This is a genomic window from Streptomyces ferrugineus (genome assembly GCF_015160855.1).
In the GTDB taxonomy this organism is placed as follows: Bacteria; Actinomycetota; Actinomycetes; order Streptomycetales; family Streptomycetaceae; genus Streptomyces; species Streptomyces ferrugineus.
On record NZ_CP063373.1, the window covers coordinates 3,877,056 to 3,901,527 of the forward strand.

Sequence of the window (24,472 nt, forward strand, 5' to 3'; positions counted from 1 at the left end):
CGCATCGAAAGGGATCACCAATGGAGACGATCTACGGCCTTTACGTAGAGGGCTCGAAGGGGCAGAGCGACATCGCGTCCTTCCTGTTGGCCGAGGGTGCAACGCGCAGCCCAGACCCCCACAATCCATCCTATTGGTACGTGCCAGCTGCCGCTCGGGGTCCGATCAAAGAATGGCTGGAGAACCGGTCGATCAGTTTTATCTCAACCTACGAGTTCCAAGCGACATCGACCGACATCGTGGAAGATCTTGCGGGGCACTTGGGTTTGAGTCTTCTTTCCGCAGAGGCGGCTCGGCAATCAGCTCCACTGATGGCAAAGGACCCGGACGACTTCAGAATTATCGTCAACAATAGGATGCTGGAACTGCTCGCGCCCATCACTCAAGAAGTTATATGGGGCCGCTACGAGCAATATGCCGAACTGTCCTTCCTCCGCTCCGCTCCCGAGCTCCCGGATCCTATACAGCTTTCCGCTGCGTTGAGCATTGAGTGCTTCGATGGCGACCGATGGGACGTGTCAGGTGATGGGCGTTCCATAATGACCCGTCGCAACCTGGACACGCTGAATCGGGTCGGGATCGCCTACTCGACCGCCCAGTCCGTGAACGGGAATGTGTATCCACGCGAGAAGTTTCCCACTTTCAGCGGGAGAGTCATCCAGTCAGCGAAACAGGCCGGTGTTGATCTGGTCATTTATCTGCCCCCCGAAGGCCTGGAGATCAAACCATGGTAGGAGATGGTAACCAGCGCCAGGAAGGAAAAGGAAACGCATGACCCGCTACGCCGACATCCCCAAGCCCATCCGCTCCGGAATAGTCCTGGTCGACCCCGAGCTCGGCACCCCCCAACGCATCATCGTGCTCCAGTTCAATCCGGACACCCTGGAACGCAGCCTCTCGCCCCAGTCCGCAGGAGGCAGCGGTGATTCCGGTGGCGGGGGCAGTGGGAGTGGGGACAGAAACGAGGCCCTCCGCCTCAAGGGGCCCGCTCAGGAAACCTGGAAGTTCACCGCCGAGATCGACGCGACCGACCAGTTCGAGATCGCCGCTCCCGACGGAATCCACCCCCAGCTCGCCGTTCTCGAGATGCTGGTGCAGCCCACCTCCACGCAGCTGCGCGAGGCCAGCCGGCAGTCGCAGAAGGGGACCATCGAGATCTCTCCGATCGAGATGCCGCTCACCCTGTTCACTTGGGGGAGCAAGCGGGTGATGCCCGTGCGGCTCACCGAGCTGTCCATCAACGAGTCCGCCTTCGACGTGAATCTCAACCCGATCAGGGCCTCGCTCAGCATCGGGCTCAAGGTGCTCACCGTGAGCGATCTGCCGTTGGGGCACCCGGGTGCCGAGCTGTACTACGCGCATCTCGCGCAGAAGGAACGCCTCGCCGCTGCCGCGCGCACCGCGGGGGTCGGGTCGCTGGGGCTCGGCTCCGGCGGCATCGGGGTGGGAAGGGGCTGAGGAGCGAACGCCATGGCTGAGATCGAACCGTACGAGAACGCGTTGGACGCGATACCGGGGGCCCACCCGTACCCCCGGTCGAGCCGTTACCACGATGCCGACATAGGCGTACACCGGATGCCGGACGGGACCGAAGTCCGGTACACCAAGCGGCGGTTGCTGCCTCCGCTAGAGGAGGCCGGCGACGGCACCCGGACACACGCCGTCCGCACCGGTGAGCGGCCCGATCTGCTCGGGCAGCGCTATTTCGGCGACCCCGGCCAGTGGTGGCAGATCGCCGACGCCAACCCGGTCCTCGACCCACAGGAGCTGACCGACGAGCCGGGGCGGGAGATCGAGGTCCCGCTCGCCGGACACTTCCCGCAGGGAGTGCGGCGTGGCTGAACTGCCCGTGGGGCGCGGCCCTGTTCACATCACCCTGCACATGGGGCCGAAGCTGGCCAAGCCCGTGCCCGCGGAGGTCGCCGAGGCGTTGCTCTCCGCCCAGATCACCGCCACCGCGGGCGAGCGCAGCGGCTTCCAGCTCGCCTTCGACCTCACCAAGAACGGGCTGATCAGCCGCACCCTCCTGCCGGAGGGCTTCTTCGACCCGAAGACCCGGCTCATCGTGACCGTCACCGTCCGCGGCACCCCCGAAGTGCTCTTCGACGGGCTCGTCGTGCGCCAGGAGGTCGGGGCCAGCAACCAGCCGGGGCACTCCACACTCACCGTCACCGGCGAGGACCTGTCCCTGCTCATGGACCTTGAGGAGCGCACCGACCGGTACCCGAACCTCCCGCCCTCCCAGCGCGTACTGGCCATCCTGCGCCGCTACTCCGACTACGGCATCCGGCCCGACGTCTACACCGAGAAGGTGAGCCAGCCGCCGCACCAGGACCTCCGCGTCCACTACCAGACGAGCACCGACCTGCAGTACGTCAACGACCTCGCCCGCGCGAACGGCTACACGTTCTACCTGGAGCCGGGCCCCAACCCGGGCCAGTCCTCCGCCCGTTGGGGACCCGAAGTGCGCCTCGGCATCCGCCAGCACGCCCTCAACGTCAACATGGACGCCAACTCGACCGTGGACCAGCTGACGTTCGCGTACGACGGGACGGCCCGCGAGGAGCCGCAGGCCCGTTGGCAGGACCCCGGAACCCGGCAGTCCACCCTCCTGCCCCAGCCACCGATCAGCCCGCTGCGCCCACCGCTCGGCAAGCGCCCCACCCCGGCCCTCAAGCGCAAGACCCTCTCCGGCACCGCCAAGCACCAGCGCGAACAGGCCGAGGCCGAACTCCTCGCGCGTGCGGCCGTGTCCGCGGACGTCGTCTCCGGGTCCGGCTCGCTCGACGTGAACCGGCACGGCTACATCCTGCAGCCGCGTCAACTGGTCGGCGTGCGCGGCTCGGGCCGTACGTACGACGGCGACTACTACGTCAAGTCCGTCACGCACATCCTGCGGCCGGGGTCCTTCCAGCAGAACTTCACGCTGTCGCGGGAGGGGCTCGAAGCGCGCAGTTCCCACGTCAGGCCCTGACACCCACCGACCCTCACCAGCACCCGGCACCAGCACCACCACGCCAAGCCCCACAGACCAGGAGCAGTTCACATGGCGGCACCCAGCAATCGCTACCTCGGCAAGTTCCGCGGCCGAGTCGTGGACAACAACGATCCGCTGCACATCGGCCGGATCACCGTCGAGGTACCCGACGTCCTGGGGGATGAGCCGTCGACCTGGGCGCTGCCCTGTCTTCCGTTCACCGGGCCGCAGGCGGGCCAGTTCGTGGTGCCGGCACCCGGCGCCGGTGTGTGGGTCGAGTTCGAGCAGGGCGATCCCAGCTTCCCGGTGTGGACGGGCTGCTGGTACGGGGAGGAGGGCGAGCTGCCGCCGGATGCCCGCCGCCTCGTGCAGCCGGCCTCGCAGGCCAAGCCCGTCGTGGTGCAGACACCCGAGGCGCACAAGATCGTGATGAGCGACCCGGCGGGCCCCGATCAGGGGATCCTGCTGCAGGCCCAGGGCGGGGCGTACATCCGCATCACCAAGGAAACCATCGTGATCTCCAACGGCCTCGGCGCGGAGGTCATCCTGCGCGGAAACCAAGTGGACGTGAACGAGGGCCAGTTGACCATCGCGTCCAAGCGATAGGAACGGGGGAAGGAAGAACGTGTCCGGGACATCCGGGATTCTGCTCGACGCCGACACCGTGATCGGCTGCCCGCACGGCGGCCGCGTCACCGCCGCCACCTCACCGTCCGGCGGTGTGAGCATCACGGGCGCCGCCGTCGCCACAGCCGCCCACAGCTACGTCGTCACCGGCTGCCCGCACACCGTCGACGGCGTGCCCGCGCCGTGCGTGACGGTCCGTTGGACCGCCGACGGCACCGGCATCACCGTCGACGGCGCGCCGGTGCTGCTCGACACCTCCGCGGCCGAGTGCTTCTCCGCGGCCTTCGTGCCGCAGGGCCCGCCCGTCGTCCAGGCCGCGCAGCGAAAGGTCACCGTCCGATGAGCCGCCACACCAGCAGCCGCCCCCGCGGCGACATCGCCTTCCCCTTGCACGCCGACCGCCGGGGCCGTACCGCGCACGCCACCCGTGGCGAGCACGTCCACGACCTCATCGAGCAACTGCTGTTCACCAGCCCCGGCGAACGCGTGATGCGCCCCGACTTCGGCTGCGGTCTCCTCGACCTGGTCTTCGCCCCGACCAGCCCCGAGCTGGTCAGCACCCTCGAACTCTCCGTCCAGGCCTCGCTCCAGCGCTGGCTCGGCGACCTCATCGACGTGGAGGCCCTCGACGTGGTCAGCGAGGACAACGTCGTCCGTGTGCAGCTGTCGTATGTCGTGCGCGCCGACGGCGCCCGCCGCGACGACGTCTTCGAAGGGAGGGCCGCGGCATGACCGGCACGACCGTCACCTCCCGCCGCGCCAAGGTCCGCGCCGCACAGCTGGGCGGTGTCGACTCCGTGGAGGTCAGCGACGACGGACTGCTGCTCACCGTCAGCTTCCTCGGCAAGGCCCCGCACGGCCTCGGCCCCGAGAACGTCCGCGTCGACGGCGGCCGGCGCATCACCGGCATCACCGCCGTGGACGTCAGCGTGGAGCGCGAGGAGGACCCCGAACTCGACGACCGGCTCTACGTCACCCTCGACCGGGCCGGCGACACCTCCCGCTACCGGCTCTCCCTGGTCGAGACCGACCCGTACGGCCGGCCCGGCACCGAGCCCTACCGCGGCTTCGACCAGCGCTACCACAGCGCCACCTTCGTCTTCCGGCCCGACTGCCCGACGCCCTTCGACTGCAAGGAGGACGAGCGGGCCGGCACGGACTTCCCGGCCGCCCCCGTCATCGACTACACCGCGCGCGACTACGACACCATCCGCAAGCTGCTCCTCGACCGGCTCGCGCTCACCACGCCCGACTGGGTGGAGCGCAACCCCGCCGACCTCGGCATGACCCTCGTCGAACTGCTCGCGTACACCGGCGACCAGATCAGCTACCAGCAGGACGCGGTCGCCACCGAGGCCTACCTCGACACCGCGCGGCGCCGCGTCTCCGTACGCCGGCACGTCCGGCTCATCGACTACGCGATGCACGACGGCTGTACGGCGCGCGCCTACGTCGCCGTCGAGACCGCCGGCGACCACACCCTCGCCCCGGGCACCTACCGCTTCGCCTCCGTCGACGTCCGCACCCTAGACCCGCACGACCGCCCCGAGCCCGGCACGGTCATCGACGAGGCCGACCTCGGCGACCTCGACGAGCGCGGTTCGGTGGAGGTCTTCGAGCCCGTCGTGACCGCCGACCCGCTGCCCCTGCGCGTCGCGCACAACGCGATCCGGCTGTGGACGTGGGGCGGCGAGGTCTGCACCCTGCCGAAGGGCGCCACCGCCGCCACCCTGCGCGACGCGTGGGTCGACCCGGAGACCTGCCGGGACCGTCGACTCGACCTCCGGCCCGGTGACCTGCTGGTCCTGGAGGAGGTCAAGGGCCCGCGCACCGGCACCCCCGGCGACGCCGACCCTGGCCACCGGCAGGCCGTCCGCCTGACCTCCGTCACCCCGGCCGTGGACCGCATCGAGGACCAGCCGGTCCTGGAGATCACCTGGGCCGCCGAGGACGCCCTGCGCTTCCCGCTCTGCCTCACCACGCGCGGCGGCCGCGACTGCCTGCCCGTCGAGGACGTGACCCTCGCCCGCGGCAACATCGTCCTCGTCGACCACGGCCGTACCCTGCACGGGCTGCCCGAGACGTTCACCGTCCCGCAGGTGCCCGCCGAGGTCGCCCCGTGCGACCCGCCCGCGTTCGGCTGCCACGACCCGGAAGAGGGCAACGCACCCGCCCGGCTCATCAACTCCCTGACGGACAAGGCGGAGTCGGGTGAGGCACTGACATCCGACGACGTCCGCGAGCTGTTCCAGGTCGTCGGCGAGGGAGCGACCGGGAGAGCCGGAATCGGTCTGGAGCGCGCCGGTCAGCGGCACGAGCGCGTCGTGCCCGGCACCGCGTACGCGCAGGCCGCTGCCCTGCGCACGCTGCTCGCCCAGTCCGTGTACCCGGGTATCCAGCCCCGCTTCCGTCCCGTCCTCGGCCGCGCGCCCGTGGTACAGGCGGTGCCGTTCCCGGATCTCGGCACCGTCGCCGCCGGGCAGGCCGAGCGGATCGGTGCGATTCCGGGGCGGGTGCGGCAGCGGCTCGTCGAGCTGTGGCGCAGCGCCCGCGACCGGGACGGCCTCGCCGAAGAGGAGATCTCCGAACTCACGGTGATCTACGGCCTGCGGATCCTGGAGCGCATCGAGCTGCGCCGCCACCCGGTCCGTGCACTGCGCGAACTCCTGCACCGCAGCGACGAACTGCTCGACGCCAAGCTGCGCCGGATCGAGGTCCTCACGGCACGGGCCCGCGCGGGCACCGTCCTGGACGGGCACATCGCGTGGGAGATCGCCCACAGCTGGGGGCCGGCGTACGCGGCCGGCCTGCACCCCGGGGAACTGGTGCTGCGCGGCTCCGCGACCGCCGCGCTCGACCAGGACCCGCGCCGAGCCCTGCCCGCCGTACGCCTCCACAACGGGGAGGACGAGGTCTGGGCGCCGCGCCGCGACCTGCTCGACAGCGGCCCCCGCGACCGGCACTTCGTCGGCGAGCTGGAGGACGACGGCCGTCTCGCCCTGCGCTTCGGCGACGGGCGGCACGGCGCCCGGCCGACCCCGGGATCACGGCTCGCCGCGCACTACCGCCTCGGCGGCGGGACGGCCGGCAACGTCGGCGCGGAGGCCATCAACCACCTGGTCGTCCAGTCCGACTGCGAGCAGCCGCCCGCCGCCGTGGTCCGCAACCCGCTGCCCGCAGTCGGCGGCACGGAACCCGAACCCGTCGAGCAGGTACGCCAGTTGGCCCCGCTCGACCTGCGCCGCACCAGGCTGCGCGCGGTCACCGCCGAGGACTACGCGGCCCTCGCCGGCGCCCTGCCCGGCGTCCAGCGGGCGGCGGCGGACCTGCGCTGGACCGGCAGCATCCAGGAGGCGCACATCGCGGTCGACGCGTACGGCACCGGCGCCCCGTCCGCCGAACTGCTGGCATCGGTCGAGCAGGCCCTGGAGCCGTACCGGCGCATCGGGCACGACCTCGTGGTCGGCGCCGCGCGGCTGGTGCCGCTGGACATCGCGCTGACCGTGTGCGCCGCGCCCGGCCACCAGCACGGGCAGATCCTGGCCGGGCTGTACCGCGTGCTCGGCAGCGGTGTGCGGGGCTTCTTCCACCCGGACGAGCTGACCTTCGGCGAACCGGTGCGGCTCAGCCGCCTGGTCGCCGTCGCGGCTGCCGTGCCCGGCGTGGAGAGCGTCCAGGTCACCCGGCTGCGAAGGCTGTTCGAGCCGGACCGAGGAGAGAGGGAGGACGGCGTGCTGCGGCTCGGCCCGCTGGAGATCGCCACCTGCGACAACGACCCGGACCGGCCGGAGAACGGCCGGCTGGCGATATCCCTGGGAGGTGCCCGATGACCGAGGGCACGATCACCGACGACTGCGGCTGCGGCGGCGCCTGCCGCAGCGGCCACGACGAGCGCCTCGCCCCGGCCCCGGTGCACAACCCGCCCGGCCGCACGGCGCTCGACTACCGCGTCGGCGAGTACGGCTCCTTCCGGGCCGCCCTGCTCGACCGGCTCGCGTCACCGGCGTACCCGGCCCTGCGAGGCCTGACCGTGCGCACCCCGGACGACCCCGCGATCGGCCTCCTCGACGCCACCGCGGTCCTGGGCGACCTGCTCACCTTCCACTCCGAGCGCATCGCCGACGAGGCCTACATCCGCACGGCCAACGAGCACCGCTCGCTGGTCCTGCTCGGCCGCCTCGTCGGCCACCGCCCGCGCCCGGGAGTCGCCGCCGCCACGCATCTGGCGTACACCCTGGAACGCGACCCGCGCGCCGAGACGCTGCCCGTGCTGATCCCGCGCGGCGCCCGCAGCCACAGCGTGCCCGCCTCCGCCGACGAGCAGTCCCTGACCTTCGAGACCGCCCGAGACCTGACGGCCCGCTGGGACTGGAACGAGCTGAAGGTACGCCGCCGGCGCCCCTCCCTCGTCACGCCCGAGGATCTGGAACGCCGCTCGGAGATCTTCGTCGAGGGCACGGCGAACTCCCTCAGGACCGGCGACCAGTTGCTCTTCGTCTTCGGCGAACAGGCGGGCGGCAAACGCAGGTTGCTGCCCGTCGCGAAGACGCGTGTCGACCGGGAGGACGAGATCACCGCGATCTCCCTGCCGAAGTCGGCCCCGCCGACCCTGAGGGAGCTCGTCGACGAGGTACGGCGCTGGACCGCCGCCCCCGCGGCCCCGGGTGAGCCGGGCGACGAGCCGCCCACGCCCGAGGTGCCCAACCCGCGCCCCGTCAGCCGGCTGATCGAGGACTTCGAGGACCAGGTCCTGCAGCCGCTCCGGGACGATCTGGACGGCATCAAGACCCCCGAGCGGCTCGCGGCACGCCTGGCCGAACCCGTCGCGCGGCTCGGCGAGGCACAGGTGCTGGCCGAGCCGTATCCGGATGTGGCGGCCTGGTTCGAGCAGCTGGAGGCCGTGCTCGCCGAACTCGCCGAGCGGGCCATGGGGCTGGCGCCCGCCCAGCCCGACGAGAGCGAGCCGGTGCCGGCCGCGACGAAGAGCGCGGTGGATCCGCGTGCGGCCGCCCTGCGGACCCTGGGCGCCGTCCTGCCCGCCCTGCGCGCAGCGAGCCCCGCCCCGCAGGGCGGCGCCGGCACCCGGCGTCCGGGCGGCGACACCGCCCGCCTGCTCTCCGCCCTGAACCCCGGCCTCGGCACCCTCTACCCGGCGTGGCGCACGGCCGCCGCCCCCGGCACCCCGCAGCTCCTGCGCGAACTGCTCGCCCTGCGGGTCACCGCCGCACCCTTCGGCGCCACGGCCCCGCTCAAGCCGGTCCAGGACGACCGCGGCCGGGTCATCCGCACCGCCGACTGGCCGCTCACGGGCGCCGTACTGGCGAGCATGCGCGTCGTGTACGACACGTCGGGGCGCACTCCGGTCCGGGCCGAGTTCCAGTACGTCGAGGGCAGCGGCTCCGACCAGCGTGCCGAGAACCTGACCGGCGCCCAGCCGGTGACCTTCCCGCTCGGCACGGGCCAGGTCGAGCTGTCGGTGCGCTCCAGCCAGGACCGCGACCTCAACTGGCTCAACCGCCGCCCCACCGACTCCCAGGAACCCGGCGTCACGGCCCGTCTCCACTCGGGCCTGCCCGAGCGCACCCTGTTCGTGTCCCGGCCGGACGACGAGGGCCTGATCCACGTCGGCGTCCACAACGGCACGTCCGAGCAGATCGCGCTGCGGCCGAACGCGAGCGAGCAGTTCACCCACGGCGAGTACGAGGTCACCCTCAAGTACACGGTGGGCACCACCGAGCCCAACGTCGAGGTGGTCATCGCCAGCAAGCCCGAGCCCATCAACCGCCGCGTCCTGCAACTGGACACCGTCCACACCGGCATCACGGTCGGCAGCTGGGTCGCCGTCCAGCGGCCCGCCAAGGGCGCCCAGAACGGCATCCCCGGCGATGACAAGCTCGCGTTCGTCACCACCCAGGTCGTCGCGGCGCGTACGGCGGCGTACACCAACTACGGCATCACCGGGCGCGGCACCGAACTCACCCTGGCCGACCCGTGGCTGGACGAGTTCGACGTCCTGCTCTCGCACATCCGCGACACCACCGTCCACGCGGCCGGCGAACCGCTGCGCCTGGCCGGCGAACCGCTCGGCGAGGACGTCCACGGCAACGAGATCGAACTCGCCGAGCTGTACGACGGGTTGCGGCCCGGACGCACGCTCATGGTGAGCGGCGAGCGCAGCGACATCCCGGGGACCGCGGGCGTCAGGGCCACCGAGGTCGTCACCATCGCCGCCGCGGACCCGGTCGTCGACCCCCGACTGCCCGGCGACCACGTCCACACCCGCCTGACCCTGACCGCCGACCTCGCCCACCGCTACCGGCGCGAGACGGTCAGGATCCTCGGCAACGTCGTCGAGGCCACCCACGGCGAGAGCCGCGAGGAGGCCATCGGCAGCGGCGACTCCGACCGGGTGAACCAGACGTTCGCGCTCTGGCAGTCCCCGCTGACGTGGCTCGCCGACGACAACCCCCTCGGCGCCACCCCGGTCCTTGAGGTCCGGGTCGACGGCGTCCTGTGGCACGAGGTCGACAGCCTGGCCGGACGCGGTCCGGGCGAGCGGGTCTACATCACCGGGTCCACCGCCGACGGCCGTACGACGGTGACCTTCGGCGACGGCGTCAACGGCGCCCGGCTGCCCTCCGGACACGAGAACGTCCGCGCCCGCTACCGCTTCGGCACCGGCAAGGCCGCCAACGTCGCCGCCGACCGCGTCACCCAGCCCCTCACCCGGCCGCTCGGCGTCACCCAGGTGACCAACCCGCGCCCGGCCAAGGGCGGTGCGGACGCGGACGGCCCCGGCCTCACCCGCCGTACGATCCCGCTCGCGGTCTCCGCGCTGGACCGCCTCGTCTCCGATTCCGACTACGAGGACTTCGCCCGCTCCCGCGCCGGCATCGGCCGGGCCGCCGCCCGCGAACTCTTCGACGGGCGCCGGCGCGTGCTGCACGTGACGGTCGCGGGCACCGACGACGTGCCGATCGACGGCGACTCCGACACGCTCAAGGCCCTGCGCGGCGCGCTCACCGAGTACGGGGACATGAACCTCCCGGTCCGGGTGGACGTGCGCGAGCTGGTCCTGCTGCTGACCGCCGCCAAGGTGAAGGTCGCCCCCGACCACGCCTGGGAGATCGTGGAGCCGCGCCTGCGCGCAGCCCTGCTCCGCCGACTCGGCTACGAGGGACGGGAGCTGGGCCGCCCCGCCCGGCTCTCGGACGTCCTGGCCACCGCCCACAGCGTGCCCGGCGTCGACTACGTGGACGTCGACGTCTTCACGGGCGTCCCCGCGTCCGCCACGCCCGAGGAGCTGACCGGGATCCTCACCGACCCCGGCCCGCCGAAGCCGTCGGTCCCGGCGCACCCGGCGACATACGACGAGAAGATCCACACCGTCCGCGCCGCGAACGGCGAGACGCTGTCGGAGATCTGCGCGAAATACGGTGTCCCGCTCGCCGAACTCCTGCGCCTCAACCCCGACATCACCGACACCCGCCGCCTGGCGAAGGGCCGCTCGGTGTTCGTCTTCCGCGGTATCCGCCCGGCCCAGCTCGCGATGCTGTCGCCGAAGGCCGCGGACACCCTGATTCTGACGGAGGTCAAGTGATGTCCCCGGACGTCCAGTTCGAGACGCAGACCCCTGCGACGACGTCCAGGGAGCCGGACGGGCTCGCCGCGCTGCTGCCCCGCTGGCACCTGCTGCGCGACGCCGAGGAGGGCGAGCCGCTGCGCGCGCTGCTCGCGGTGATCGCCGAGCAGCTCGACCGGGTCCGCGACGGCGTCCAGCAGGGCTACGAGGACCTGTTCGTGGAGACCGCGGCGCCCTGGGTGCTGCCGTACCTGGGCGACCTGGTCGGCTATCGCACCCTGCCCGGCTACGAGCGTGTTCTGACGACCGGCCTGCACGAGGGTGGCCGCGCCGCGCTCGCCGAGGCCGTCGCCCCGCGCCGCGAGGTGGCCGCCACGGTCGCCAACCGGCGCCGCAAGGGCACCCTCCACCTCCTGGAGGAACTCTCCGAGCAGGTCACCGGCTGGCCCGCCCGCGCCGTCGAGCTGTCCCGGCAGGTCGCCCACACCCAGCCGGTGAAGCTGGGCGCAGGTCACCGTACCCACCGCGGCCGGCTCGTCGACCTGCGCGACAACTCCGCCCTCGACCTCGCGGGCGGGCCCTTCGGCGCCACAGCCCGCACGGCCGACGTGCGCCGCGCCGACTCCCGGCACCGACAGGGCGGTTGGACGCCGGCCGGGGTGGCGCTGTTCGTCTGGCGGCTCAAGGCGCACTCGCTCACCCAGTCGCCGGCGTACTGCATCGACCGCGCCCGCAACCTCTACACCTTCTCGATCCTGGGCAACGACACCCCGCTGGTGACGAAGCCGTTCCCGGAGCCGTCGCCCACGCACATCGCGACCATCGACAACGTTCCGGCGTTCGTCACTCGCCGTCAGCTCCACGACCGGCTCACCGACTACTACGGCCCCGGCAAGAGCCTCGTCATCCGGCGCGACGGCGAGGACCAGCCCGTGCCGCCGTCCGACATCGTGGTAGCCGACCTGTCCGACTGGCGTTACCGGCCCAAGCGCGGCCAGGTCGCCGTCGACCCGGAGCTCGGGCGGATCGCGTTCGGGTCCCGCTCGGCGCCCCGGCAGGGCGTGTGGGTGGACTACCACTACGCGTTCGGCGCCGACATGGGCGGCGGCGAGTACGACCGCCCCGACCGCGAGGCGCGTCCCGACGCCGAGGTGTACCGAGTGGGGCCCGGGCAGCCGTACCGCCAGATCATGGACGCCTACCGGGCCTGGCAGCACGACCGCCGCGCCGGGCGGACCGGCCCCGACGGCATCATCGAGATCACGCACAGCGGCGCCTACCAGGAGCAGCTCGACTTCGACCTCGACCCCGGAGACCGGCTCGAAGTGCGGGCCGCCGAGGGCACCCGGCCGGTGATACGGCTGCTCGACTGGTACAGCAACCGCCCCGACGCCCTCAACATCCGCGCGGTGTCCGAGGACTGCGCCCCACACGAGCGTCCCCGCGTCGTCCTCGACGGACTGCTGGTCGCCGGACGCGGCATCAACGTCACCGGCCCCATGGGCGCCGTCGTCGTACGGCACTCCACGCTCGTGCCGGGCTGGTCGCTGGAGCCCGAGTGCGACCCGCACTCGCCCGAGGAGCCCAGCATCGTCCTGGAGCGCACCACCGCGTGCCTCCAGATCGAGCACAGCATCCTCGGCACCATCGAGGTCATCGGCGACGAGGTGAGCGAGGACCCCCTCGACATCCACCTCCGCGACAGCATCCTCGACGCCACCGGCCCCGGCCGCGAGGCGCTGTCCGCGCCGGACTGCCGGCACGCCCACGCGGTGCTGCGGCTGCATCGCACCACGGTCATCGGCGAGATCTTCACCCACGCCGTGGAGATCGCCGAGAACTCGATCCTCACCGGCAGGCTGCACGTGGCCCGGCGCGGCATCGGCTGCCTCAGGTACTCGTATGTGCCGCCCGGCTCGCGCACCCCGCGCCGCCACCGCTGCCAGCCCGACCTGGCCGGGCCCGAACAGGCCGGTCGCGTACGGCCGTTGTTCACCTCCGAGCGCTACGGGACGCCCTGGTACGGGCTGCTCGCCGACCGGTGTGCGGAGGAGATCCGGCGCGGCTCGGACGACGGAGCCGAGATGGGCGCCTTCCACGACCTGTACCGGCCGCAGCGCGAGGACGGCCTGAGGGCACGGCTCGCGGAGTACACCCCGGCGGGCACCGATGCCGGAATCCTCTTCGTGACGTGAGGCGAGACATGAGCCCTGAGGCGCGCGCCGCCGTAAGCCCTACCCGCACTTTCCTGAACCAGGGGGACCCCCTTCATGCACGCTGACCTCTCCCGCCTCACGTTCCGCCCGCAGCGGCGCTACTCGGCGGTCATCGCCCAGCAGGGGCGTGTCCAGCTCGACGCCGACATCAACGAGCAGACCGCGATCCAGCTCCACCAGGCCCGCACCCTCGCCGCCGACCTGATCGGCCGGCACGGCGGGCCGCGCGACGCCGCGGGCTTCAGGATCGACTACGTGGGCGGCAAGCACGACATCGACACGCTCCACATCCACGGCGGCCGCTACTACGTCGACGGCATCCTGTGCGACGCGACCCGCCCGGCGCCCGGCGTCCCGGTCCCGGACGAGGACGCCGAGGACTCCGCGGAGCAGGACGCCGCCGCCCCGCCCGCGTACTGGACCTACTGGGACCAGCCCGACGGCTTCCGCGACCCGGAGAAGCCCGGCGACCGGCTGCCGTCGCCGGCCATGTCGCCGTTCGTGGTCTATCTGAGCGTGTGGGAGCGCGCCGTCTCCGCAGCCGAGGACCCGGCCCTGCGCGAGGTCGCGCTCGGTGCCGCGATGCCGGACACGGCCGCCCGTGTGAAGGTCGTCTGGCAGGTGCTGCCGCTGTCGCTGGCCGCGCTGGACATCGAGGAGACCGACCCGTCCAAGGAGGTCGTGCGGGCCGCCTTCGACAAGTGGGCGCGGAAGCAGGCAGTGTCGACCGCACGGCTCGCCGCCCGCAGCGAGCGGCCCGACCACGCCGACGAGGACCCCTGCCTGGTCAAGCCGGACGCCCGCTACCGGGGCCAGGAGAACCAGCTCTACCGGGTCGAGGTGCACGCGGGCGGCGAGGCGAAGGACGCCACCTTCAAGTGGTCCCGGGAGAACGGCTCGGTGGTGTTCCCGGTCGACGAACTCGACGGCACCTGGGTGCGGTTGGCGTCCCTCGGCCACGACGACAAGCTGGACCTGGACGTCGGCGACCACGTCGAGCTCGTCGACACCGCGTACGCCTCCCGCCTGGAGCCCCTGCCGCTGCTGCGGGTCGAGGAGCTGGACCTGCCGGGCCGTCGCGTCCGCCTCAGCGCCGAGCCCGACCCGTCCGTCGGCCGGCTGCCCCACCTCAACCCGTTCCTGCGCCGCTGGGACCACCACGAGGGACCCAGGCGCAAGGGCCGTACGACCGCGCTGAAGGGTGGCGCGGTGCCGGTCACGGAGGGGGAGTGGCTGCCGCTGGAGGACGGCGTCGAGGTGTACTTCGCCAAGGGCGCCGCCTACCGCACCGGCGACCACTGGATCGTCCCCGCCCGCAACGCCACCGGCGGTGTCGAGTGGCCCACGGACGCGGCCCGGCGGCCGCTGCTCCAGGGCCCTTCCGGCATCGTCCGAGGTTTCGCCCCGCTGGCCCTGGTCAAGGGCGAGGGCGGCACGGTCGATCTGCGCCTCGCGTTCCCCCCGCTGGCCAGCAGCATCCCGGCCGCGGACGAGGCGACGCTGGCGGCGGAGGAACAGGCGCGCCGCGAGGAGCGGTTGGCGGAGGACCCGTCGGGCGGCAGGTCGCAGACGACGGCGGAAGCGGAGGCCGCGGCGGAAGGAGACGAGTAATGGCCAAGCCCCTGAGCGCGTCCAAGATGGTGGAGATACTCCGTGCGGAGGGCCTGACGGTCCACGAGGTCCGCAGCTGGCGCACCCACAACCGCAACAGCAAGGGCCGCTGGGGCCCGGTGAACGGCGTGATGATCCACCACACCGTCACCAAGGGCACCGAGAGCTCGGTGAACATCTGCTACAACGGCTACTCCGGGCTGCCCGGCCCGCTCTGCCACGGCGTCATCGACAAGAAGGGCCACGTCCATCTCGTCGGCAACGGCCGCGCCAACCACGCCGGCCTCGGCGACAGCGACGTCCTGCGCGCCGTGATCAACGAGTCGAAGCTGCCGCACGACAACGAGGCGGACACCGACGGCAACGCGCGCTTCTACGGCTTCGAGTGCATCAACCTCGGCGACGGCAAGGACCCCTGGCCCGAGGCGCAGAAGGAGGCCATCGAGAAGGTCTCGGCCGCGATCTGCCGGCACCACGGCTGGAGCGAGCGCTCGGTCATCGGCCACAAGGAGTGGCAGCCGGGCAAGACCGACCCGCGCGGCTTCACGATGGACGGGATGCGCAAACGCATCGCGCAGCGGCTCAAGGGCGGCGGGGGAGGCAAGCCCGAGCCGGACCCGAAGCCCGCGCCCAAGCCGAAGCTGGAGCCCTTCCCGGGCAGCGGCTTCTTCCGCATCGGCCAGAAGTCCCCGATCATCACCGCGATGGGCCGCCGCCTGGTCGCCGAGGGGTGCAGCCGCTACGAGGTGGGGCCGGGCCCCGAGTGGTCGGAGGCCGACCGCCGCTCCTACGCCGCCTGGCAGCACAAGCTCGGCTTCAAGGGCAAGGACGCGGACGGCATCCCCGGCAAGGTCAGCTGGGACAAGCTGAAGGTGCCCAACGTGTGACGGCGCCGGCTGGCACCGAAGCGGCCCAGGTACCCCGTGGGGGTGCCCTGGGCCGCTTTTCGCGCGCCGGGAGGGTCTTGCTCCCCTGGCGGAAACACGTCACACTGGATACCGAACGAATGGTCGGTTGGGAAGCGGGATTCGATGACGACTGCACACTCCGCCGAGGCGCCCCCCGAGGAGCCGCTCCAGCGGCATTTCGACGCGACGATCGCGCGTGACCAGCGGATCGAACCGCGGGACTGGATGCCGGAGGGCTACCGCAGGACGCTGATCCGGCAGATCGCGCAGCACGCCCACTCGGAGATCATCGGGATGCAGCCCGAGGGGGAGTGGATCACGCGCGCGCCCTCGCTGCGCCGCAAGGCGATCCTCTTCGCCAAGGTGCAGGACGAGGCCGGGCACGGGCTGTACCTGTACTCGGCGGCGGAGACCCTGGGCGCCGACCGCGCGGACCTGACCGACCGGCTGATCGAGGGCCGCCAGAAGTACTCGTCGATCTTCAACTACCCGACCTTGAGCTTCGCCGACGTCGGAGTGATCGGCTGGTTCGTGGACGGCGCCGCGATCTGCAACCAGGTGCCGCTGTGCCGCAGCTCGTATGGGCCGTACGCGCGCGCGATGGTGCGGATCTGCAAGGAGGAGTCCTTCCACCAGCGGCAGGGCTACGAGCTGCTGATGACGATGATGCGCGGCACCGAGGCCCAGCGCGAGATGGTGCAGGACGCCGTGAACCGCTGGTGGTGGCCCTCGCTGATGATGTTCGGCCCGCCCGACGACGCCTCGCCCAACTCGGCGCAGTCGATGGCCTGGAAGATCAAGCGGCACAGCAACGACGAGCTGCGCCAGCGCTTCGTCGACATGACCGTCCCGCAGGCCGAGAAGCTCGGCGTCACCCTGCCCGACCCGGAGCTGCGCTGGAACGCCGAGCGCGGCCACCACGACTTCGGCACCCCCGACTGGGACGAGCTGATGCGGGTCATCAAGGGCGACGGACCGTGCAACGCCCAGCGGATGCAGCGGCGCAGGAGCGCCCATGAGGAGGGCGGATGGGTGCGCGAGGCGGCCACCGCCCACGCGGCCAAGCAGGCCGCCCGTGCCGAGAAGGGAGCGGCGGCATGAGCGCCGGGAAGCAGGACTGGCCGCTGTACGAGGTGTTCGTGCGCGGCAAGCGCGGGCTCAACCACGTCCACGTGGGCTCGCTGCACGCCGCCGACGACCGCATGGCGCTCACCCACGCCCGCGACCTGTACACGCGCCGCAACGAGGGCGTCAGCATCTGGGTGGTGCGCTCCGAGCACATCGCCGCCTCCACCCGCGACGAGAAGGACCCCTTCTTCGCGCCCAGCGCCGACAAGGTCTACCGCCACCCGACCTTCTACGACATCCCCGACGACGTCCCGCACATCTGAAGGAGAGGGCATGAGCGACGACCACGTCTACCTGACCCTCGCCGAGGGACACGAGGACGACACCCGCTGGGCCTACGGCACCGGATTCGAGGACCCGCTGCACGGCGTCGACACCACCCTGCCCGAGGGCGTCGACGCCGGTGAACTGGCCGCCGTCTGCGTGGCGTTGGCCGACGACGCCCTGGTCTCGGCCCAGCGCCTGGCCGAGTGGATCACCCGCGCCCCCGAGCTGGAGGAGGAGGTGGCGCTGGCCAACATCGGCCTCGACCTCCTCGGCCAGGCCCGCCTGCTCTACTCCCGTGCCGGCCAGGTCGACGGCACCGGCCGCGACGAGGACGCCTACGCCTACTTCCGCGACGCCGACGCGTTCCGCAACGTACGCCTGGCCGAACTCCCGGGCGGCGACTTCGCGTTCTCCATCGTGCGGCTGCTGGTGCTCTCCAGCTGGCGGCTCGCGCACTTCGAGCGGCTGGCCTCGCACCCGGACCCCGTGCTCGCGGCGATCGCCGCCAAGGGCGTCAAGGAGCTGGCCTACCACCGGCAGTACGCGGCGGAGTGGGCGGTGCGCCTGGGCGACGGCACCGAGGAGTCGCACCGCAGGATGCGCCGTGCCCAGGACCGGGTGGCGCCGTATCTGGGCGAGCTGTTCACGGCGTACGACGTACGGGACGAGGTCGTGGCGGTGCTGCAGCAGGTCACCACGGCGGCCGGACTGCCCATGCCGGTGTACCGGCCGCTGCCCGGATCCGGCCGCGACGGCGAGCACACCGAGCATCTCGCCCCGCTGCTCGCCGAGTTGCAGGGCGTGGCCCACGCCCACCCGGAGGCGACATGGTGAGCACGCTGCTCGACGCCCGGCGCGCCCGGCACCTCGCCGAGCAGGTGCCGGACCCCGAGCTGCCCATGCTCACCCTGGCCGACCTGGGTGTCCTGCGCGACGTCGAGCTGACCGAGGACGGCACGGTGGTCGCGAGCCTGACACCGACGTACTCGGGCTGCCCGGCCATGGCCGAGATGCGGGCGGACGTCGCCGCACGGCTGCGGGACGCCGGGTACCCGCGCGTGGAGATCCGTACGGTCCTCGATCCGCCGTGGACCAGCGACTGGATCACCCCGGCCGGCCGCACCAAGCTCGCCGAGCACGGCATCGCCCCGCCCGGCCCCGCACCCCGCGGCGGTCCCGTCGCGCTCGTGCTGTCGCCCACCCGGCACGCGGTGACCTGCCCGCGCTGCGGCTCGGCGGACACCGAGGAGACCTCTCGCTTCGCCGCCACCTCCTGCAAGGCGCTGTGGCGCTGCCGCGCCTGCCGTGAGCCGTTCGAGTACGTCAAGGAGATCTGAATGGAAGGCCTCACCGAAGCAGGGACGGCCGCCGCGCCGCGCCCGCGCACCCGGCGCCGTCCGGCCTTCCACCGCCTGCGCGTGGCCGCCGTACAGCCGCTGTGCTCGGACGCCGTCGCCGTCGGCTTCGACATCCCGGCCGAGCTGGCCGAGGAGTTCGCCTTCGAGCCCGGCCAGTCGCTGACGCTGCGACGCGAGATCGACGGGCGCGACGAGCGGCGGTCGTACTCGATCTGCTCGCCGGTCGGCACCAGCCCGCGCATCGGCGTACGGGTCGTGCCCGGCGGCCTGTTCTCGTCCTGGCTCGTCAACGACGTCCACCCCGGCGACACCGTCGAGGTGATGGCCCCCACCGGCGCCTTCACCCCCGACCTCACCACGCCCGGCCACCATGTGCTGATCGCGGCGGGCTCCGGCATCACGCCCATGATGTCCATCGCCGAGTCCGTCCTGGCCGCCGACTCCCGCTCCACGGTCACCCTCTTCTACGGCAACCGCCGCACCGACACCGTGATGTTCGCCGACGAGCTGGCGGACCTGAAGGACCTCTACCCGGCGCGGTTCCAGCTCGCCCACGTGCTCTCCCGCGAACCCCGCGAGGCCGAGGTGCTCTCCGGCCGTATCGACGCCGAACGGCTCGCCACGCTGATCGGAGCCCTGGTCGAGGTGCGGACCGCCGACCACTGGTGGCTGTGCGGACCGCACGGCATGGTCCGGGACGCGCAGGGCGTGCTGGCGGGACTCGGGGTGCCGGACGAGCGCGTCCACCAGGAGCTGTTCTACGCCGACGACGAGCCCGTACGGGAGGTGCACCACGAGGAGGGCGGCCCGCAGGGGCCCGTCAGCCAGGTCACCATCACCCTCGACGGCCGCTCCACCACCGCCGACCTGCCGCGCGAGCGGACCATCCTCGATGGTGCCCAACGCACCCGCCCCGACCTGCCGTTCGCCTGCAAGGGCGGCGTCTGCGGCACCTGCCGGGCCCTGGTCACCGACGGCAAGGCCGACATGCGGCGCAACTTCGCGCTGGAGACGGCCGAGGTGGCCGCGGGCTATGTGCTGACCTGCCAGTCCTACCCGGTCTCGGAGACGCTGGCGGTCGACTACGACAGCTGAGCCGGGTGGTGGGAGTTGAGTGGCGAGGAAAGCGAAAGGACTAGTTCAATAAGGAGTTGAGAAGGAAGTCCCTTCATGGCCTCGCCACCGCCGACTCTAACAGTCACGCCGGGATCAGGTCGCGCAGGTTTCCGGGGACGACGATCCGCGACTCGGGGTGCAGCCCCTCGGGCCGCTCCAGGCCGATGTAGGTGACGGGACCCTCCGGGACGGTCCTGCCGTCCCACAAGGTCGTCGTCGAGGCGTCCATCAGGCCCGTGAGATAGCGCACGGTGAGCTGCTCGCGCTCCACGATGCCGCGCAGCAGCGTCGCCACCGACACCTGGTTGGCCTCGACTCGGTTGGCCGACGGGGTCCCCTTCAGATACAGGTGCAGCCACTTGGCGCGCCAGCGTCCGTCGAGGCCGCGCAGGAACGCCAGCGGCAGCGCCACCCGGCCCGGCCCGCGCAGACCGGACTTCATACGCACGGTACGCGGCTCGAACGGACGGCCCCGCTGCCCGGCGTCCCGCAGCATGAACCCGAAGAACGACTCCTCGACCTCCTCGAAGCCCTCCCCGGCGAAGATGTTGACCTGCGGGACGACGAACGCGCCGCGCACGGCGCCGAGCCGCAGGTCGATGAACTCCGAGGCGCCGTCGGGTGCCTCGGTGATGTCACCGGAGTGCTCGCCCTCCAGGTCCGCGAGGTTGGTGTACGCCAGCCAGCACACCGTCGCGTAGCCGGGGTCCAGCATCAGCGCCGACAGGTCGTAGTCGGTGCGGTGGGCGGCCTGCTTCCAGTACACGAAGAAGCGCAGCAGCTCGCCCTCCACGGCGGACACCGAGCCGCGGGGCAGCACACCGAGCCCGGCCGGGGCCGCCCGGCCGCTGAGCGGCAGCGCGACATCCAGGACGTCCGGGTCGATCAGCAGATGGTCCGGGGCGGGCAGCCGGCGTCGCAGCTCCGCGTCGAGGACGGCCACCAGGCGCTCCCGCTCGGGCGGCAGCACGGGCGGACGCTCGTCCTCGGTGACCCAGGCGCGGCCGAGCCGGTTCACGAACACGCGGGGCTCGCCGGTCTCCCGGGCGCGATTGGCGAGGTGCTCGCGGACCGACAGCAGGACCCGTCCGGAGACCTCGGCCACGACCTCCTCGGCGGCGGCCGCGACCGCGGTGCGCTCGTCCTGGTCGAGGGCCATGCGCAGCAGCCGGTCCAGGGACCGGAACAGCTTTCCGGGCGCGGACTTCAGCAGCCGCGCGGCGCCGGTGACGTCGTGCATGCCGAGCAGCTCCTCGACCCGGCTGTCGAAGGAGCGCGCCTCCTTCTCGCCCCGGGCGACCGCGAACACGTCGGCGGCGTGCGGCCACTGCGGGTACTCGTGCGGGTGCAGCCGCTCGCCGAGCCGCTTGAAGTCCTCGCGGTACGGGTGCACGTCCGCGAGCTTGGCGGGCGCGGCGGCGACCACCGAGTCGAGGCCCGCCAGCAGGGCACGGCGCACCGGCCGGGACAGCCCCCGGAACCGCGTGGCCGTCACCAGCGTCACATCGCCGTCCGACAGCGCGCAGGCCAGCCGCAGCACATCGGTGACGGTGTCCAGCAGCGGCGGCGAACCGGCCCGCAGCCGGGCCCGGTTGATCACGGCGCGGCTCTCCCGGACCGGGATCTCCTCGGGCTGCGGCCCGTCCACGCACTTCCCGGCGAGCGCCTCGAGGTCCCGCAGCGCGTCCTCGCCCAGCGGAGTGCCGCTGCCCGCCAGCGCCAGGTACAGGGCGGTGACTTCGTCGTCCGCGTCGCCGCCGAGGTGCAGGACCGTCATACGGTCGCCCGCCGCGGCGATCAGCTCCTCGTGGTGGCCGAGCATCTCGGTGTACGAGTGCTGGTAGCGGCCGTACGACGGCAGGGTGAGCAGATCGACGACACCGTCGCTGAGCTGCTCCAGAACGCTCGCCCGCGCTCCGTCGTCGGCGAGGGCCTCCGCGACGCAGCGCATCCAGAAGTCGTACGTGTCCGGCACGTTGGCCGGGAAGTCGACGAAGTAGACGTTGTGCCGCACATGGTCGCCGACCATCTCGCGCACGGTGCCCAGCGTCCGCACGGCGGTGTCGACGACCGTGCCCTCGCTCAGCGCCGACAGCCGCTCCAGCAGCTCCGCCGAGAGCTTGAAACCCACGGACAGCAGCGCGGCGTCGAACTGCCGTGCCGCGACGGCCCCGTCACCTGCGGGTCCACAGGGGCGGGGGATGCGACGGGTGTGCCGGACGACCAGGGGTTCGAGACGGTGGACCATGCCGGGATGATCCCAGATCCGCACGAGCGTTCGCATGCGGATTTTTGCGGTCGAACCGGCCGGAACTCACTGCGCACATGCCCCGGAAGGGCGTGAAATCGCCGGGTATCGTTCGCCGTTCGGCCGGGCATCGTTAGGTGGCGGGGTCCGAGGGTGAGAGGGGAACCATGCCGTCATCCAAGCCGTCGTCCATACGCTCGGCCGGTGCACTGCCGCAGCCCGTGCTGAGTCAGCCGGCACCGGTCGCGGTGTTCCTGGTGGTCACGATGGAGCCTGGGGGAGAGCCCGCGGTACGCGATCTGCTGGCCGGCCTCGCGGGACTCGTACGGGCCGTCGGTTTCCCCAGTCCCGACGGGGGCCTGTGCTGTGTGGCCGGCGTCGGATCCGCGGCGTGGGACCGGCTGTTCGAGGGCCCGCGTCCCCGACGGCTGCATCCCTTCGAGGAGTTGGAAGGACCCCGGCATCGCGCCGTGGCCACCCCGGGAGACCTGCTCTTCCACATCCGCGCCGCGCGCACGGATCTGTGCTTCGCCCTGTCCGCCGAGATCATGAAGCGGCTGCGCGGCGCGGTCACCGTCCAGGACGAGGTCCAGGCCTTCGCCTACTTCGACTCGCGCAACCTCCTCGGCTTCGTCGACGGCACCGAGAACCCGGTCGGCCGGGCCGCGGCCGAGGCGGCCGTCGTCGGCGACGAGGACCCCACCTTCCGGGCCGGCAGCTATGCGATCGTCCAGAAGTACGTGCACGACGTCGACGCCTGGGAGGCACTCGCCGTCGAGGCCCAGGAGAAGGTGATCGGCCGCTCCAAGCTGACCAACATCGAGCTCGACGTCCCCGGCTCCCACATCGACGTGAACACCGTCACCGGCCCGGACGGGGAGGAGCTGGAGATACTGCGCGGCGCCATGCCGTTCGGCAGGCCCGGCCACGGCGAGTTCGGCACGTACTTCATCGCCTACGCCCGGACACCCGGGATACCGGAGTCCATGCTCCGCAACATGTTCCTGGGCGGCCCCGAATCCGGCCCCGACCCGATCCTGGACTACTCCCAGGCCGTCACCGGAACCCTCTTCTTCTGCCCCTCGGCGACCTTCCTGGAGGCCATCCCGGAAGAGGACGACCCGGACTGACCGACCGGGACGGCCCGGCCGGGGTCAGGACCCCTGCGCCTCGCGCTCGGCGTTCCGCTTCTTGACCCGGGCCGCCTCCTTGCGCACCTCGGCCTGGGTGGCGCGCTCCTTGACCAGCCACTCAGGCTGCTCCTGCTTCAGCGCCTCGATCTGCTCGGTGGTCAGGGGCTCGGTGGCACCGCCGCGGGCCAGCCCCGCGATGGAGACGCCGAGCTTCTGCGCCACGACCGGGCGCGGGTGCGGGCCGTCGCGTCGCAGGTCGCGCAGCCACTGCGGAGGGTCGGCCTGGAGCGCGTTCAGCTCCGCGCGCGTGACGACCCCCTCCCGGAACTCGGCGGGGGTGGCTTCGAGGTACACACCCAGCTTCTTCGCCGCGGTCGCGGGCTTCATGGACTGGGTGCTTTGGTGCGACGTCATGGTCCCAGGGTATCGACCGAGTGAACGATCGCCGACCACGGCCGGTAACCTGGCCAGGTGACAGGCTCGGAAGCATCCCCGTCCTCCCCGCAGGCAGCGCCGTCGTTCCGGCTCGCATACGTCCCGGGAGTGACCCCCTCGAAGTGGGTGCGGATCTGGAACGAGCGCTTCCCCGACATCCCCCTCACCCTGCACTCGGTGACCGCCGCGCAGGCGCCCGAACTGCTCCGGGAGGGCGGCGCGGACGCCGGTTTCGTACGGCTTCCGGTCGACCGTACGTTCTTCAGCGCGATCCCGCTCTACACCGAGACCACGGTGGTCGTCGTCCCGAAGGACCACGTGATCGCGGCGGTCGAGGAGGTCACCGCCGAGGACCTGGCCGACGAGGTCGTCTTCCACCCCCTCGACGACGTCCTGGGCTGGGAGCGGCCACCGGGGGAGCCCGCCTTCGAGCGCCCCGCCACCACCGCGGACGCCGTCGAACTCGTCGCGGCGGGCGTCGGCCTGCTCGTCGTCCCCCAGTCGCTGGCCCGCCTCCACCACCGCAAGGACCTCACCTACCGCACGCTGGTGGACGCCCCGCAGTCGAGCATCGCCCTGTCCTGGCCGGAGGAGGCGACCACCGACCTGGTCGAGGACTTCATCGGCGTCGTCCGCGGCCGAACGGTCAACAGCACACGGGGCCGTACGACGTCCCAGCCCCCGGCGACCACGGACCAGCCGAAGCGCAAGCGCCCCGACACCGGGGCCGGCGCACGCCGCCAGCCGGGGACCGGGACCGGGACCGGCGGCGGCCGGCGCGGCGGCGCCAAGGGAGCAAAGGGAGCCAAGGGCGCGCGGCGCGGGAAGCCCCGGCGCAGGTCGTAGCGAGCGGGCCGGTCGAGGTC

The 24,472-nt window shown here is 72.0% G+C and carries 21 protein-coding genes; 19 read left to right on the plus strand and 2 right to left on the minus strand.

Translation table 11 applies throughout. From position 1 onward, the window contains the following. Positions 1 to 20 precede the first annotated feature (20 nt). The 17 genes from IM697_RS17675 to paaE all read left to right on the plus strand — a co-directional run bounded on the left by IM697_RS17675 (position 21) and on the right by paaE (position 19,769). Positions 21 to 734: a hypothetical protein gene (locus tag IM697_RS17675; RefSeq protein WP_194048646.1), complete on the plus strand. Its 714-nt coding sequence runs from the start codon at positions 21 to 23 to the stop codon at positions 732 to 734. A 37-nt stretch (positions 735 to 771) separates the two neighbouring features. Beyond that, entirely contained in the window at positions 772 to 1,458 is a 687-nt protein-coding gene (locus IM697_RS17680) for a hypothetical protein (RefSeq protein ID WP_194048647.1), read from the plus strand. 12 nt (positions 1,459 to 1,470) lie between these two features. Continuing rightward, positions 1,471 to 1,842, plus strand: coding sequence for a LysM peptidoglycan-binding domain-containing protein (locus IM697_RS17685; RefSeq protein ID WP_194048648.1), 372 nt, complete (start codon positions 1,471 to 1,473; stop codon positions 1,840 to 1,842). Then, positions 1,835 to 2,974 (plus strand): hypothetical protein, encoded by a 1,140-nt coding sequence (locus IM697_RS17690; RefSeq protein WP_194048649.1) that lies wholly within the window; start codon positions 1,835 to 1,837, stop codon positions 2,972 to 2,974. The genes IM697_RS17685 and IM697_RS17690 overlap by 8 nt, the downstream gene beginning before the upstream one ends. Positions 2,975 to 3,046: 72 nt before the next feature. Continuing rightward, complete coding sequence (locus IM697_RS17695; RefSeq protein WP_194048650.1) at positions 3,047 to 3,583, plus strand: phage baseplate assembly protein V; 537 nt, start codon at positions 3,047 to 3,049, stop codon at positions 3,581 to 3,583. Between the two features lie 19 nt (positions 3,584 to 3,602). Next, a complete protein-coding gene (locus IM697_RS17700) occupies positions 3,603 to 3,947 on the plus strand; it encodes a hypothetical protein (RefSeq protein WP_194048651.1) in 345 nt (114 codons plus the stop codon). Then, positions 3,944 to 4,336 carry a GPW/gp25 family protein gene (locus tag IM697_RS17705; RefSeq protein ID WP_194048652.1) on the plus strand — a complete coding sequence of 131 codons (393 nt, stop codon included), beginning with the start codon at positions 3,944 to 3,946 and terminating at the stop codon, positions 4,334 to 4,336. The genes IM697_RS17700 and IM697_RS17705 overlap by 4 nt, the downstream gene beginning before the upstream one ends. Continuing rightward, positions 4,333 to 7,434, plus strand: a complete 3,102-nt coding sequence (locus IM697_RS17710; protein WP_194048653.1) for a putative baseplate assembly protein — start codon at positions 4,333 to 4,335, stop codon at positions 7,432 to 7,434. The genes IM697_RS17705 and IM697_RS17710 overlap by 4 nt, the downstream gene beginning before the upstream one ends. After that, positions 7,431 to 11,204, plus strand: a complete 3,774-nt coding sequence (locus IM697_RS17715) for a putative baseplate assembly protein (RefSeq protein ID WP_194048654.1) — start codon at positions 7,431 to 7,433, stop codon at positions 11,202 to 11,204. Before IM697_RS17710 ends, IM697_RS17715 begins: the two co-directional genes overlap by 4 nt. Next, entirely contained in the window at positions 11,204 to 13,381 is a 2,178-nt protein-coding gene (locus IM697_RS17720) for a hypothetical protein (protein WP_194048655.1), read from the plus strand. Before IM697_RS17715 ends, IM697_RS17720 begins: the two co-directional genes overlap by 1 nt. Before the next feature lie 75 nt (positions 13,382 to 13,456). Further along, the gene (locus IM697_RS17725) at positions 13,457 to 15,013 is read left to right on the plus strand and encodes a DUF6519 domain-containing protein (protein WP_194048656.1); all 1,557 of its coding nucleotides are present in this window, start codon (positions 13,457 to 13,459) and stop codon (positions 15,011 to 15,013) included. Further along, entirely contained in the window at positions 15,013 to 15,900 is an 888-nt protein-coding gene (locus IM697_RS17730) for a peptidoglycan-binding protein (RefSeq protein WP_194048657.1), read from the plus strand. The genes IM697_RS17725 and IM697_RS17730 overlap by 1 nt, the downstream gene beginning before the upstream one ends. A 144-nt stretch (positions 15,901 to 16,044) precedes the next feature. After that, positions 16,045 to 17,022: a 1,2-phenylacetyl-CoA epoxidase subunit PaaA gene (paaA, locus tag IM697_RS17735; RefSeq protein ID WP_194048658.1), complete on the plus strand. Its 978-nt coding sequence runs from the start codon at positions 16,045 to 16,047 to the stop codon at positions 17,020 to 17,022. Next, positions 17,019 to 17,312 (plus strand): 1,2-phenylacetyl-CoA epoxidase subunit PaaB, encoded by a 294-nt coding sequence (gene paaB / locus IM697_RS17740; RefSeq protein ID WP_194048659.1) that lies wholly within the window; start codon positions 17,019 to 17,021, stop codon positions 17,310 to 17,312. The genes paaA and paaB overlap by 4 nt, the downstream gene beginning before the upstream one ends. A 10-nt stretch (positions 17,313 to 17,322) precedes the next feature. Next, positions 17,323 to 18,150 carry a 1,2-phenylacetyl-CoA epoxidase subunit PaaC gene (gene paaC, locus IM697_RS17745; RefSeq protein ID WP_194048660.1) on the plus strand — a complete coding sequence of 276 codons (828 nt, stop codon included), beginning with the start codon at positions 17,323 to 17,325 and terminating at the stop codon, positions 18,148 to 18,150. Next, positions 18,144 to 18,653 carry a 1,2-phenylacetyl-CoA epoxidase subunit PaaD gene (gene paaD, locus IM697_RS17750; protein WP_194048661.1) on the plus strand — a complete coding sequence of 170 codons (510 nt, stop codon included), beginning with the start codon at positions 18,144 to 18,146 and terminating at the stop codon, positions 18,651 to 18,653. Before paaC ends, paaD begins: the two co-directional genes overlap by 7 nt. Then, the gene (gene paaE, locus IM697_RS17755) at positions 18,654 to 19,769 is read left to right on the plus strand and encodes a 1,2-phenylacetyl-CoA epoxidase subunit PaaE (RefSeq protein ID WP_194048662.1); all 1,116 of its coding nucleotides are present in this window, start codon (positions 18,654 to 18,656) and stop codon (positions 19,767 to 19,769) included. It begins immediately after the preceding gene. A gap of 103 nt (positions 19,770 to 19,872) precedes the next feature. Here paaE and IM697_RS17760 read toward each other — a convergent pair whose 3' ends face one another. Then, the gene (locus IM697_RS17760; protein ID WP_194048663.1) at positions 19,873 to 22,038 is read right to left on the minus strand and encodes a TerD family protein; all 2,166 of its coding nucleotides are present in this window, start codon (positions 22,036 to 22,038) and stop codon (positions 19,873 to 19,875) included. Between the two features lie 167 nt (positions 22,039 to 22,205). Between IM697_RS17760 and IM697_RS17765 the strand changes: the two genes are divergently transcribed. Continuing rightward, entirely contained in the window at positions 22,206 to 23,168 is a 963-nt protein-coding gene (locus IM697_RS17765; protein WP_194048664.1) for a Dyp-type peroxidase, read from the plus strand. A 24-nt stretch (positions 23,169 to 23,192) separates the two neighbouring features. Here IM697_RS17765 and IM697_RS17770 read toward each other — a convergent pair whose 3' ends face one another. Then, complete coding sequence (locus IM697_RS17770) at positions 23,193 to 23,585, minus strand: DUF5997 family protein (protein ID WP_194048665.1); 393 nt, start codon at positions 23,583 to 23,585, stop codon at positions 23,193 to 23,195. A gap of 57 nt (positions 23,586 to 23,642) precedes the next feature. On the opposite strand from IM697_RS17770, the gene IM697_RS17775 reads away from it, so the two are divergent. Then, positions 23,643 to 24,452, plus strand: coding sequence for a LysR family substrate-binding domain-containing protein (locus IM697_RS17775; protein ID WP_194048666.1), 810 nt, complete (start codon positions 23,643 to 23,645; stop codon positions 24,450 to 24,452). Positions 24,453 to 24,472: the final 20 nt, after the last annotated feature.